Source organism: Emticicia fluvialis (genome assembly GCF_024793945.1).
GTDB lineage: Bacteria > Bacteroidota > Bacteroidia > Cytophagales > Spirosomataceae > Emticicia > Emticicia fluvialis.
Genome location: NZ_JANUSD010000001.1, coordinates 41,655 through 55,544 on the forward strand (window position 1 = coordinate 41,655; position 13,890 = coordinate 55,544).

At 45.7% G+C, this 13,890-nt stretch carries 11 protein-coding genes; 9 read left to right on the plus strand and 2 right to left on the minus strand.

Annotated elements, in window-relative coordinates; translation table 11 throughout:
- The first annotated feature begins 8 nt into the window (after window positions 1-8).
- The 9 genes from NZ848_RS00170 (at window position 9) to NZ848_RS00210 (ending at window position 12,235) form a co-directional block, all read left to right on the plus strand.
- Window positions 9-2,285 (plus strand): glycoside hydrolase family 127 protein, encoded by a 2,277-nt coding sequence (locus tag NZ848_RS00170; RefSeq protein ID WP_259013885.1) that lies wholly within the window; start codon window positions 9-11, stop codon window positions 2,283-2,285.
- A gap of 30 nt (window positions 2,286-2,315) precedes the next feature.
- Window positions 2,316-3,857, plus strand: a complete 1,542-nt coding sequence (locus NZ848_RS00175; protein ID WP_259013886.1) for an alpha-N-arabinofuranosidase — start codon at window positions 2,316-2,318, stop codon at window positions 3,855-3,857.
- A gap of 197 nt (window positions 3,858-4,054) precedes the next feature.
- A complete protein-coding gene (locus NZ848_RS00180; RefSeq protein WP_101726764.1) occupies window positions 4,055-4,753 on the plus strand; it encodes an NUDIX hydrolase in 699 nt (232 codons plus the stop codon).
- Window positions 4,754-4,829: 76 nt separating this feature from the next.
- Complete coding sequence (locus NZ848_RS00185; RefSeq protein WP_259013887.1) at window positions 4,830-6,467, plus strand: ribulokinase; 1,638 nt, start codon at window positions 4,830-4,832, stop codon at window positions 6,465-6,467.
- On the plus strand, window positions 6,460-7,950 hold the full coding sequence (araA, locus tag NZ848_RS00190; protein ID WP_259013888.1) for an L-arabinose isomerase: 1,491 nt from the start codon (window positions 6,460-6,462) through the stop codon (window positions 7,948-7,950). The genes NZ848_RS00185 and araA overlap by 8 nt, the downstream gene beginning before the upstream one ends.
- The gene (locus NZ848_RS00195) at window positions 7,947-8,651 is read left to right on the plus strand and encodes an L-ribulose-5-phosphate 4-epimerase (RefSeq protein ID WP_259013889.1); all 705 of its coding nucleotides are present in this window, start codon (window positions 7,947-7,949) and stop codon (window positions 8,649-8,651) included. The genes araA and NZ848_RS00195 overlap by 4 nt, the downstream gene beginning before the upstream one ends.
- Before the next feature lie 36 nt (window positions 8,652-8,687).
- On the plus strand, window positions 8,688-9,344 hold the full coding sequence (gene fsa / locus NZ848_RS00200) for a fructose-6-phosphate aldolase (protein WP_101726760.1): 657 nt from the start codon (window positions 8,688-8,690) through the stop codon (window positions 9,342-9,344).
- A 51-nt stretch (window positions 9,345-9,395) separates the two neighbouring features.
- Complete coding sequence (locus NZ848_RS00205) at window positions 9,396-11,051, plus strand: sodium/sugar symporter (RefSeq protein ID WP_259013890.1); 1,656 nt, start codon at window positions 9,396-9,398, stop codon at window positions 11,049-11,051.
- A 20-nt stretch (window positions 11,052-11,071) separates the two neighbouring features.
- Entirely contained in the window at window positions 11,072-12,235 is a 1,164-nt protein-coding gene (locus tag NZ848_RS00210) for an aldose epimerase family protein (RefSeq protein ID WP_259013891.1), read from the plus strand.
- A gap of 49 nt (window positions 12,236-12,284) precedes the next feature.
- Here the strand turns inward: NZ848_RS00210 and NZ848_RS00215 are convergent, their stop codons facing one another.
- Together NZ848_RS00215 and NZ848_RS00220 are read right to left on the minus strand one after the other, a co-directional pair.
- Window positions 12,285-12,623: a hypothetical protein gene (locus NZ848_RS00215; protein ID WP_259013892.1), complete on the minus strand. Its 339-nt coding sequence runs from the start codon at window positions 12,621-12,623 to the stop codon at window positions 12,285-12,287.
- A gap of 90 nt (window positions 12,624-12,713) precedes the next feature.
- Window positions 12,714-13,817 (minus strand): endo-1,4-beta-xylanase, encoded by a 1,104-nt coding sequence (locus NZ848_RS00220; RefSeq protein ID WP_259013893.1) that lies wholly within the window; start codon window positions 13,815-13,817, stop codon window positions 12,714-12,716.
- Between the last annotated feature and the right edge of the window lie 73 nt (window positions 13,818-13,890).

Sequence of the window (13,890 nt, forward strand, 5' to 3'; positions counted from 1 at the left end):
AAAACAATATGAGAAAAATAGTATTCATTGGTCTGGTGTTTTGCTCTTTGTCTGTTCAGGCACAGATGCGGCCTTTTTCATTGCAGGAAGTTAAGCTAAACGATGGCATTTTTAAGAATGCTCAGGATGTTGACCTGAAGTATATACTGGCCCTGAACCCCGATAAACTGCTGACACCTTACCTGCTGGATGCCGGTCTGCCTCCAAAAACCAGCAAGTATGGAAACTGGGAAAGTTCTGGTCTGGATGGGCATATAGGGGGCCATTATCTGTCGGCGCTGGCCATGATGTATGCCAGTACCGGAAACGCCGAAATGAAAACCCGGCTCGATTACATGATTGCTGAGCTGGCTCAATGCCAGGCAAAAAACGGCAATGGTTACGTTGGGGGGATTCCGCAAGGCAAGGTATTCTGGGAAAGAATCCATAAAGGTGATATTGACGGCAGCAGCTTTGGTCTGAACAACACCTGGGTGCCGTTGTATAATATTCATAAATTATTTGCCGGTTTGCGTGACGCCTATGAGTACGCCGGTAATCAGCAGGCAAAACAGGTGCTGATGGGCTTGGGTGACTGGTTTATTGACCTTATACAGCCCCTTTCTGATGCACAGATTCAGCAGATACTGCGCACCGAACACGGGGGTATCAACGAAACCTTCGCCGATTTGTATATGCTTACCCAAGACCGTAAGTATCTCCAGGCCGCCGAAAGGTTGTCTCATCGGGCATTATTAGACCCACTTATAGCCAGGCAGGATAAACTGACCGGCCTGCATGCCAACACGCAGATTCCGAAAGTAATCGGGTTTGAGAAAATAGGGGCTTTAACTAATAACGGCCAGTGGTCGGCAGCGGCCCGGTATTTCTGGCAGAATGTTTCACAAACCAGAAGCGTAGCCTTTGGCGGTAACAGCATGAGAGAACATTTCAATCCGGTTAATGATTTCAGCAAAATGCTGGCAACCAACCAAGGCCCCGAAACCTGCAACTCGTTTAATATGTTGCGCCTGAGCAAGGCCTTATTTCTGGATAGTCAGGATGTGCAATACCTGGATTTTTATGAGCGTACCATGTACAATCATATCTTGTCCAGCCAGCATCCCGAAAAGGGCGGCTTTGTTTATTTTACACCCATCCGCCCCAATCATTACCGGGTGTATTCTCAGCCAGAAACCAGTATGTGGTGCTGCGTAGGTTCTGGCATTGAAAACCATACCAAATATGGCGAACTGATTTACAGCCATACGGCTGATGAAGTATTTGTCAACCTTTTCATTCCGTCAAGTCTGACCTGGAAAGAAAAGGGGATTAGTCTGACGCAGAAAACCGATTTTCCGTATCAAAATCAATCAGAATTGGTGTTTACAACGGTACCTCCCAAACGGTTCGCTGTCAATATCAGGATTCCGAAATGGGCGCAGCATTTTGAAGTTTTAGTGAATGGTAAAAAGCATAACTTTGTGGCGCAGCCTGCCGGTTATGCCGCCCTGAACAGGAAATGGAAAACAGGCGACAGGGTCATTATCCGTTTCAGGACAGCCACCCATCTGGAGAATCTGCCGGATGGCTCTAACTGGGCGGCATTTGTCAATGGCCCCATCGTGCTGGCGGCAGCCACCTCAACCCGCGACCTCACGGGTCAGTTTGCCGACGACAGCCGCATGGGTCATGAAACCAAAGGCCCGCTTTATCCGCTCGACAAGGCATTTGCACTGGTGGACGACTCCGGCCATTTTGTTTCAAAATTAAAACCGCTCGGTAATCTCAGGTTCAGTTTAGATTCGCTTACACTGCAACCCTTTTTTGAGATTCACGAAGCCCGCTATCAAATGTATTTCCCTACTTTTACAGGGAAGGATTATGAGGCGCATCAACAGAAACTGAAGCAGAAAGAAAAAGAACTGCTGGCCATTGAAGCGCGTACGGTTGATAAGGTCAATTGTGGAGAACAGCAATCGGAAGTTGACCACCAGTATAAAGGAGAAAAAAGTATTACCGGCTATGATGACGAGCATTTCTGGCGTTCGACACGTGCGTATTTTGCTTATCTGTTGCAAAACAAAGGGCTGGCTGGCAGACAGCTGGAAATTACCACGCTGGAAAACTTCAATATCGGCAAAGTAAAGATATTGATTAACGGAAAACCGGTTGAACCAATCGTTAAAGCGGATAACTTACTACTAGTTACAGGTATTGATGCCGAATGGGTAGAGGTAAGAATTGAAACAATACAAAACGCTTTATCGCCCAGATTCAATCAGTTCAGGCTTATGAAGGAGTAAAAAAAAGACAAAAATAAAAATTATAATACCGTGAAAAGAACTATTCTATCATTAATTATGGTGTGTGCTGCGTTGGTAAATACACTGGCGCAAACCAAAATTACCCTGAACACCGACCTGGCTAAAACCCAGATCAGCAAGCATATTTACGGCCACTTTGCCGAACACCTGGGCCGCTGTATTTACGGAGGTATTTATGTTGGCGAAGGAAACACCAGAATACCCAACACCGCCGGTGTAAGAAATGATATTATTCAGGCACTGAAAGACCTGAAGGTGCCTAACCTGCGCTGGCCGGGCGGATGCTTTGCCGATACCTACCAATGGAAAGACGGCATAGGGCCCAAGGCTAACCGCCCCAAAATGGTTAATGTATGGTGGGGTGGCGTAACAGAAGACAACAGTTTTGGTACGCACGATTTCCTTGATTTGTGCGAGCGCATCGGCGCTGAGCCGTATCTGGCAGGCAACGTAGGTAGCGGTACCGTTAAAGACCTGACCGATTGGGTAACTTATGTGAATCATCCCGGGGGCAGCCCGATGTCGGAGCTACGTAAACAGAATGGCCGTGAAAAACCCTGGAGCGTGAAGATGTGGGGTGTAGGCAACGAGGCCTGGGGATGCGGCGGAAACATGACGGCCGATTATTATGCCAACATTTATCGCCAGTATGCCACTTTCATGACAGATTGGGACAACTCCTCTAAACTTTATCGTATTGCCTCGGGTGCCAGTGATGGCGACTATGCCTGGACAGAAACCCTGATGAAGAACATTCCGCATAAAATGCTGGCGGCTGTTGCATTACATCATTACTCGGTACTAAGCTGGACAGACAAGGGGCCGTCGGTAGATTTTACCGAAGCGCAGTATTTCAAAACCATGGATGAGGCCTGGCAGATGGAAGAGTTTATTAAAGGCCACAGCACCATTATGGACAAGTATGATCCTCAGAAAAACATAGCTTTAATTGTAGACGAATGGGGTGGCTGGTACAATGTAGAGCCGGGCACGAATCCCGGGTTTTTATATCAGCAGAACACCATGCGCGATGCCATGATAGCCGGTCTTACCCTTAACATCTTCAATAATCATGCAGACCGTGTGCGAGGTGCCAACCTGGCGCAGATAGTTAACGTGCTGCAGTCGGTAATACTGACTAACGAAGAGAAAATGATTCTGACACCCACTTATCATGTCATGAAGATGTATAATGTGCATCAGGATGCCCGACTGGTACCCATCAGTATTGAGTCTCCGGCTTATGAGTACCAGGGCAAAAAGCTGACAGCCGTTTCTGCTTCTGCTTCCAGAAATGAAAATGGCGTTAATATATCATTGACTAATATAGATTACACCAAAGCTCACGAAGTGACTATCAGCCTGAGAGGCGAGGAGTTCTCTAAAGTTTCGGGACAGATTCTGAGTTCAGCAAAAATCAGCGACCACAACACCTTTGAGCAACCGCAAAAAGTTTCGGTAAAAGACTTCAGCGGAGCCAGACTTGAGAAAGGCGTATTGAAACTTACAGTGCCGGCGTACTCGGTTATTGTGTTGAATGTAAGGAAGTAAAATCTTAAATACTTTCAGGCACTTTATACAATTTGAAAATATTGTGTTATATTTACACAATTAGATTTGCATCTACTATTAGTTTATATTAGGTTAAGATTAATTTGATTCGTGAAAATCCTTGATTTTCACGAATTTTATTGATTTTAAGGAGGGTAATACTAAAATTGCGCAAATTTTATGCATCAAATTATATAATGAATAAATACCCGCACTCCACCAGAATATTGGTGGCACTTGATTGTATAGTATTTGGTTTTGATGGTGAAGAGCTTAAGTTACTTCTGATAAAAAGGAATTTTGAGCCTGAAAAAGGAAAATGGTCTTTGATGGGTGGTTTTTTGGAAGCAGAAGAAGACCTGGAAGTGGCAGCGAACCGGATTTTATATGATTTGACCGGCTTGAAAGATATTTATTTTGAAGAAATCAAAACGTTTGGCAAGGTGGGGCGTGACCCCGTAGAACGAACAATTTCAATATGTTTTTTTGCACTGATTAACATTCATGCCCATAATCAGGACCTGGCAAAGGCGCAAAATGCCTATTGGATAAACCTGAAAAACAGACCAGACCTTATTTTTGATCATAACCAGATGGTAGACCTGGCCCTGGAGCAACTCCGTTACAAGGCTGCTTTGCATCCGATTGGTTTTGAGCTGCTGCCAGAGCAATTTACGATTCCACAACTGCAAAGGCTTTATGAAGCGATTTATGATACACCGCTTGACAGACGAAACTTTAGCCGTAAGATACTTTCAACCAAGCTTTTGATTGATACCGGAGAGAAAAATCAAAATTCAACCACAAAAAAGGCTATTCTTTATAAGCTTGACAAAGAAAAATATCAAAGCCAGTTTAATGCCTTTCACTATTTTATTTCAGATGCAATCATCTAAACTCAGATAATTCCGGATTCGCTATGTCTGGGAGTAATTTTATAAAATGAAATGTGTCATTTTAACACATAAATAAATGGAGCAAAAGTTTACAATAGGTGTTGATTTCGGAACCGACTCTGTGCGTGCTTTATTAGTGGATACTTCCAACGGGCAATGTTTAAGCACTGCCGTTGCTTATTATAAGCGCTGGCATGAAGGTTTGTATTGTAACCCTTCTGTTGCGCAGTTCAGACAACACCCGCTGGATTATCTGGAAGGCATTGAAAGTGCCATTCAGACCACGTTAGAGAATATTCCGGAAGCCGTAAAGCAGCAAATAGCCGGTATTTCAATAGATACCACGGGCTCAACGCCCGTAGCGGTAGATACTACCGGAACACCCCTGGCATTGTTGCCCGAGTTTGCCGAAAACCCCAATGGGATGTTTATTCTCTGGAAAGACCATACCGCCAATGCCGAAGCCGAAGAAATCAATAATCTGGCCCATAGATGGGACACCGACTTTACAAAATATGTAGGCGGCATTTATTCTTCTGAGTGGTTCTGGGCTAAAATACTTCATACATTAAGAGTAGACGCAGGCGTGCGAAACAAGGCATTTTCATGGGTTGAACATTGCGACTGGATTTCTGCCGTGCTTACGGGCAATACCCATCCGCTAACCATGAAACGTTCACGCTGTGCGGCCGGGCATAAAGCCATGTGGCATGAAGAATTTGAAGGGCTGCCTTCAGAAGAATTCCTGAGCAGGCTTGACCCCCTTTTAACAGGTGTACGCGACAGGCTTTTCAGAGATACCTTTACATCAGACCAGGCAATGGGCAAAATATCTGCCGAATGGGCCCAAAAACTCGGGCTTTCATCAGAGGTGGTTATTGGTGTTGGCGCATTTGACTGCCACATGGGCGCTGTGGGCGCAGAAATTGAACCCTACGATTTTGTGCGTGTAATGGGTACTTCTACCTGCGACATGCTCATTGCGCCTAACGAAGAAATAGGCCATTTGCTTATCAAAGGTATTTGCGGGCAGGTAGATGGCTCCATTATACCGGGTATGCTGGGTATGGAAGCCGGGCAATCTGCCTATGGTGACTACTACGCCTGGTTTCAGAAAGTAATTACCGAGCCGGTGCGGGCCTTGCTGGGCGAAAAAGCAGCGGATGAACTGGCCGAAAAACTGATTCCTTATTTATCAGAAAAAGCGGCCGCTATACTGGTAACTGAAAAAGACCCGGTAGCTACCGACTGGATTAACGGCCGGCGGACACCCGATGCCAACCATGCCCTGAAAGCAGCTTTTGCCGGTATGAATCTGGGTACCGATGCCGTCAGGCTTTTTAAAATGATTGTAGAGGCAACGGCCTTTGGCTCTAAGGCCATAGTTGACCGTTTTATAGAAGAAGGGGTGCCTATTAAACAGGTAATTGCCATTGGTGGCGTGGCCAAAAAATCTCCGTTCGTGATGCAGACACTGGCAGATGTGCTGAATATGCCCATAAAAGTGGCCTCGTCTGACCAGGCTTGTGCCTTAGGTGCAGCCATGAATGCCGCAGTAGCCGCAGGCATACACCCAGACTTATTTGCCGCACAAAAGGCCATGGGGTCAGGCTTTGATGCCCACTATGTGCCACGGGCTCCGTATGTTGAAGTATATGAACAATTATATAAGAAATATCATCGATTAGGAAAATTTACAGAAAGCAATGTTTAATCTAAAATCATTTGAGGTTTGGTTTGTAACAGGTAGCCAGCATCTTTACGGAGAAGAAACCCTCCGGCAGGTAGATGAACACTCGCAGATCATAGCTGATGCACTCAATAATTCTTCTGCCATACCCGTAAAAATTGTATTTAAACCGGTGGTAAAAACCCCCGACGAGATATGGTCTGTTTGCAAAGCAGCCAATAATACCCCCAACTGCGTGGGTGTTATTACCTGGATGCACACGTTCTCTCCGGCCAAAATGTGGATTCGCGGTTTAAATGCCCTGCAATTACCCATTCTTCATTTGCATACCCAGTTCAACCGTAATATTCCTTTTGATACCATCGATATGGACTTCATGAACCTGAACCAGTCGGCGCATGGCGACAGGGAGTTCGGGCATATCATGACCAAAATGCGCCTGAACCGCAAGGTTGTAGTAGGGCATTGGCAAGATACAGAGGTGCACGATAAAATCAATGCCTGGGCACGTGTGGCCGTAGGCAGGTATCAGATGCAACACCTGAAAGTGGTACGCTTTGGCGATAACATGCGCCAGGTAGCCGTTACTGACGGCGACAAGGTGTCGGCTGAAATGAAGTTCGGTTTTTCAGTGAATACCCACGCGGTAGGAGACCTGGTGCAGGTAATTAACCAGATTACTGATGCGGAAATTGAACGTTTCATACAGGAATACGAAGATACGTATGCCTTGATGCCCTCGCTTTTAAAGAACGGCGAAAGGCGCAGCTCACTGGTTGAGGCCGCACGCATAGAGGCGGGGCTGAAAGCATTTTTAACAGATGGAGGCTACGGTGCCTACACCAATACGTTTGAAGACCTGCATGGTATGCGCCAGTTGCCGGGTATCGGTTCGCAGCGCATGATGGCCGCCGGCTATGGTTATGGCGGTGAAGGCGACTGGAAAACCTCTGCCATGGTGCATGTAATGAAACTGATGGCCAGTGGTATGAAAGGAGGCAACACCTTTATGGAAGACTACACCTACCACTTTGACCCTGAAAACGCCATGGTTCTGGGTTCTCACATGCTTGAAATCTGCCCTTCCATTGCCACCGGTACGGTTAATTGCGAGGTGCATCCTTTGGGCATCGGGGGTAAAGAAGACCCTGTGCGCCTGGTGTTCAATGCTGCCTCAGGCCCGGCTCTGAACGTTTCGCTGGTAGACCTCGGCAACCGCTTCCGCCTTATTGTTAATGAAGTAGAAGCAGTAGAAGTAACTGAGTCTTTTCCTAAACTACCTACTGCCCGGGCCCTATGGAAACCTCAACCCGATATGAAGGTGGGTCTGGAAGCCTGGATACTGGCAGGAGGGGCACACCATACCGTATATAGCCAGAACCTTACGGTTGAGTACCTTGAAAACCTGGCAGAAATGCTGGATATTGAACTGGTAGTGATTGATAAAGCAACCACCATCAGAGGTTTGAAGAATGAACTGAAAATCAACGAAGTATTCTACAAATGAGCGCCTATCAATCATTAAAAGAAGAGTGCTATGAAGCCAATATGATGCTGCCGAAGCTGAAGTTGGTTTTGTTTACTTTTGGCAATGTAAGTGTGGTTGACAGAGAAAAAGCTGTTTTTGCCATAAAGCCCAGCGGTGTGCCTTACGAAACCCTCAAAGTTGAAGATATAGTAATTGTAGATTACGATGCCCTGGTGGTTGAAGGTAATCTGCGGCCGTCTTCAGATACCAAAACGCATGCCCGGCTTTACAAAACCTGGCAGGATATCGGCGGTGTTACGCATACACACAGCACTTATGCGGTTGCCTGGGCACAGGCCGGTATGGACATACCGGTGTTTGGCACTACCCATGCCGACCATACCCACCATGATATTCCGTGTGCACCGGTGCTGACAGACGAGATGATACAGGGAGACTATGAATTTGAAACCGGCAACCAGATATTTGATGTCTTTCAGGCCAGAGGGCTGTCGCACAAAGAAGTGGAAATGGTTCTTTTACAGAACCACGGTCCGTTTACCTGGGGCAAAACCGCTGAAAAGTCTGTCTACAATGCTGCCGTGCTGGAAGAAGTTGCCCGGATGGCGCTGCTTACCTTGCAGATTAACCCTGATACCCCCCGTATTAAAGATACATTACGCATGAAACACTATGAGCGCAAGCACGGTAAAAATGCGTATTACGGACAAGGATGCTAACTGAACCTGATTTTTACATTAAATAATATATTACCAATGAAATTTTTTATTGATACGGCCAATCTGGCCGAAATTAAAGAAGCCAATGACCTGGGCGTGCTGGATGGGGTTACTACCAATCCTTCGCTAATGGCCAAAGAAGGTATTGCCGGCAAAGAGAATATCCTGAACCATTACAAAGCCATTTGCCAGATTGTTGATGGGCCTATTTCGGCAGAGGTAATAGCTACCGACTTCAACGGAATTATTAAAGAAGGAGAAGAACTGGCTGAGATTCACCAGAATATAGTGGTAAAAGTACCAATGGTAAAAGACGGTATCAAGGCCATCAAGTACTTTACAGACAAGGGCATCAGAACCAACTGTACCCTGATATTTTCGGCAGGGCAGGCATTGCTGGCTGCCAAAGCAGGCGCCAGCTATGTGTCGCCGTTTGTTGGCCGGCTGGACGATATTTCAGTGGATGGCCTGGAGTTAATCAGACAAATCCGCCTGATTTTTGATAACTACGGGTATCCGACGGAGATTCTGGCCGCTTCGGTTCGCCATCCCATGCATATTATTAAATGTGCTGAAATCGGTTCTGATGTAATGACCGGCCCCTTGAGCGCTATAACAGCTTTATTGAAGCACCCGCTTACTGACATTGGCCTGGAGAAATTTTTGGCCGATTACAAAAAAGTAAACGGCTGATATACGCCTTTTACCAGACAACCTCATTCAACCTTATTACACCTGTATCTAATGACACTCGGACTCGAAAGCCTGGACTATATCATATTTCTGGTATATTTTGTTATTGTATCTGCTTACGGATACTGGATTTATAAAAACAAAGGGAAGCAGTCGGCCGATAGCAAGGATTTTTTCCTGGCAGAAGGCTCGCTAACCTGGTGGGCCATTGGCGCCTCTATTATTGCCTCAAATATTTCTGCCGAGCAATTTATTGGTATGAGCGGGCAGGCTTTTCAGTTGGGTATCGCTATTTCGGTGTATGAGCTTTTAGGTGGTGTATCTTTATTGATAGTGGCGGTGTATTTTTTGCCCATGTATCTGAACAACAAGATTTTTACAATGCCGCAGTTTCTTGCCAAACGCTACGACGGCCGCCTGGCAACCATCATGGCTGTTTTCTGGTTGTTTCTTTACATTTTTGTCAACCTTACCTCTATCATTTATCTGGGGGGGCTCAGTTTAGAGAAAATGACAGGTTTTAGTTTTATGACCTGCGCCCTATTCCTGACCATTTTTGCTGTGATTATCACCCTGGGTGGTATGAAGGTAATTGGCTATACGGATGTAATTCAGGTAGTTTGCCTGATTTTCGGCGGGCTGGCCACTACTTACCTGGCACTGGAATTGTTATCGAACAAAGTTGGTACCGGCTCTGGTGTCTTGGAAGGCATGAGTCTGATAGCCCAGAAAGCCAATGGCCACCTGCACATGATTTTCAAACCCGGCGAATATCAGGTACATGACGGCAAAGGAGGTTTCATAGATGCCTATCATCAGGTACCGGGCATTATGATGTTCATCATTGGTGGGCAGTGGGTTAACAACCTTAGTTATTTTGGCTGTAACCAGTACATTACACAAAGGGCATTGGGTGCCAATATCACCACCGCTCGCAGGGGCGTGTTGTTTGCGGCCTTTATGAAAATGCTGATGCCTTTTATAGTGGTTTTACCCGGGCTGGCAGCTTATGTGATATTCAAAGAAAACGCCGATAGTTCTATTGTTAATGGCATTACCCAGAACGGCATCGTTAAACCTGATAATGCGTATCCGGTTTTGCTGAATCTGTTGCCGGTGGGTTTAAAAGGCCTGGCTTTTGCAGCGCTTACGGCAGCCATTGTGGCGTCGCTGGCGGGTAAGGCCAACAGTATTTCTACGATTTATATGCTGGATATTCACACCAAGTTTTTCAATAAAAACCTGACTGAAAAGCAAACCGTCTGGACGGGCCGCGTAGCCATTGTCATTGCCTTTATCATTGCCTTGCTGGTAAGCCCGCTTCTGGCTAATTTCGGGCAGGCTTTTGAGTATATTCAGGTTTATACAGGCTATGTTTCTCCGGGTATTCTCAGTATTTTTGTACTGGGCTTTTTCTGGAAAAAAGCTACTGCCAACGGCGCACTGGCAGCTGCCGTGCTCAGTATTGTGTTATCGACCGTAATTGCCAGTGTTTACCCCGAGTTTCCGTTTATGAACCGGATGGGTCTGGTGTTCTGGATTTGCTCGCTGGTGCATATTGTCATCAGTCTTTTGCAGGGTAAAGGTAAAGACCAGTCCAATGCCTTTGAGGTAAAGAAAGAATGGTTTAAGGTAGATACGCCTTTTACCATAGGCGCCTGGGTTGTGGTGGGTATTTTTGTTATAATTTATACAGTTTTTTGGTAAACCTATTCAATCTGATAATTATGAATCTAAAAACACTGGGTGTACTTCTTTGCGGAATGGCCCTGTTTCAGAGCTGTGCCTCTAAAACATCAGAAAATACACAAATGACCGACACTGCCAAAGTGAACACCATTGAAAAAGCAGCTTTCGGCCAATTGCCGGACGGCACAACGGCCGACTTATATACCTTGCGCAATGCCAGTGGCATGCAGGTACAAATTACTAACTACGGCGGCACCATTACAAGCCTGCAGGCGCCTGATAAAAACGGCAGGTTTGCAAACATTACCCTGGCCTGCGATTCTCTGAGCGGGTATCTGAAAGGTGTACCTTACTTTGGCGCCTTAATTGGCCGCTATGGTAACCGCATAGCCAAGGGTAAATTCAGCCTGGATGGGCAACAGTACACCCTTGCGCAAAACAATGGAGTGAACGCCCTGCATGGTGGTAAAAAGGGTTTCGATAAGGTACTATGGACAGCCACAGCAGTTGACGGAGCAGAACCCCAACTGAAACTCAGCTATACTTCGGCAGATGGAGAAGAGGGGTATCCGGGTAAACTGACAGTATCGGTAGTTTATACCCTACAGAAAGATAACGCTATAAAAATAGATTACAAGGCTACTACCGACAAGGCGACGGTTGTGAATCTGACCAATCATACATATTTTAACCTGACGGGTGATGCCACAAAAGATATTCTGGGGCATGAAGTAACCCTGCTGGCAGATAAGTTTTTGCCGGTAGATGAAACCCTTATACCAACCGGAGAGCTGAAAGCCGTAGCCGGAACACCTTTTGATTTTACGACAGCGCATTCAATAGGCGCGCGCATCAATGACCCCAAGGATGTACAGATTAAGTACGGCAAAGGATATGACCATTGCTGGGTATTTACCGAAGCCGGTAATAAATTGAAAAAAGTAGCATCTGTTTATGAACCTACTACCGGCCGTTTGATGGAGGTGTCTACCACAGAGCCGGCCATTCAGTTTTACTCAGGTAATTTTCTGGATGGAACCGTTATCGGAAAAGGCGGTATTCCTGCCCAATTCCGCACAGGTTTTTGTCTGGAAACCCAACATTATCCCGATTCGCCCAATCAACCAAAATTCCCCACTACGGTGCTGAAACCCGGAGAAACCTATCAGACTACTACGGTTTATAGTTTTTCTGCCAGATAAATAAAACAAGAAGGCCCTTACTCATAACAGAATAAGGGCCTCGTTATTTTTACGGTTTCTGGCGGGTTAGTTTCATTTCGCCTCTCTCGTTTTTTACAATAATTTCATTCTCATTAATCAGTTCACCGGTGCTGGCGATGGTCATGTCATTAAACGAAATGCTGTAAGAAAACTTCTTGCCATCTACTTTCCCGTTTTCAAGTTTGGTCTCTCCAAATTGTGTTTTCCAGGTTCCTTTTAGTTCATTTCCTTCTACTTTAAAAGTATAGGTTACTTCAAAGTTACCATTCGGGGTTTCACGAGACCCCTTCCAGTTGCCATCAATGGGGTTTTGTGCAAAAGCTGTCAATGCACCCAGCATCAGCATTAATACAAAAAGCTGTTTCATAGTTGATAAATTTTAATTGAATAATTAAACAAAAAAGATACTTGATATAAAAAAGTTAAACATTCATAAACAGGTTTTCAGGCGGTAATATCATTGTCTGAGGCCTAAAACCTTATAATAGGCCGGTTTGGGTTGATTGTTTCTGTCAAACAATAGCGGGTAGTTGGTTCTGCCCCTGATGGGCCAGTTGTTCAGCCAGCTGTCGCCGTCATTTACACCCCAGAAAGTAACCCTGGTAATCTTGTCTTTATGTTTCAGAAACAATTTAAACAGCGCTTCATAATCATCAGCCAGCTGATTCTGAACCGCCTCGGGTAAACCATCAGGGTAGGGGTTCGACTCCGCGTTGGCTGTCATACGCTGGCCCACATCTGCCCCCTGAAAATTCCTTGGTAAAATCTCTATGTCCAGCTCTGTAAACATCACTTTAACACCCAGGGCAGCATACTGAAGGATACTCTCCTCGATGTCTTTAAGCGGTAACTTACCCAGATGCCAATGCCCCTGAATGCCCACACCGTCTATTCTTACCCCGGCCTGTTGAATTTTCTTTATCAGATTGATGCATCCGGCTCTTTTGGCGGGTTGCTCGTTATTATAATCGTTGTAATAAAGCTCGCTTTTGGGTGATGCCTGCTGCGCCAGCCGGAAAGCCTCTGTAATGTAACCCTCTCCTAATTTTTGCAGAAAAACTGATTTTCGGAGGGTGCCGTCTTCATTGAGCGCCTCATTGACTACATCCCATGAAAACACCTGGCCATCATAACGGCCGGCCACGGTTTTGATGTGGTCGGTAAAGAACATTCGGATGGAGTCGGCGCTCTGGATACGACGGATAAACCCGGGCAGCTGGCTATGCCAAACCAGTGTATGCCCGTTTATTTTAATCTTATGTCTTTTTCCATAAGCTACCAGCTTATCTGCCAAAGTGAAATCGTAGGTGTCCCATTGGGGATGCAACAGGGCAGACTTCATAATGTTTTCGGGTGTGGCACTGTTAAACTGAGCAATGATGAGCTCATTTACGGCAGCGTTACGCTCTTCAATTTGTGCGGTATTCAAGGCGGTACCAATGGCAAAGTCTTTTTTAAATGCCTCTTTCAGGGTCTTGGCTTTTTTGGTGTTGTCCTGAAAGGTGAAGTTGGCAAACAAGACAGCCACCCAGGCAATGATGATGAACAGCTTTATTTTCATGTGGGTATTATTAAAAGTAAAATAACTATGAAATGGGGTTATGACGCTTCTGAATAAAATCTAACGCCTGTAA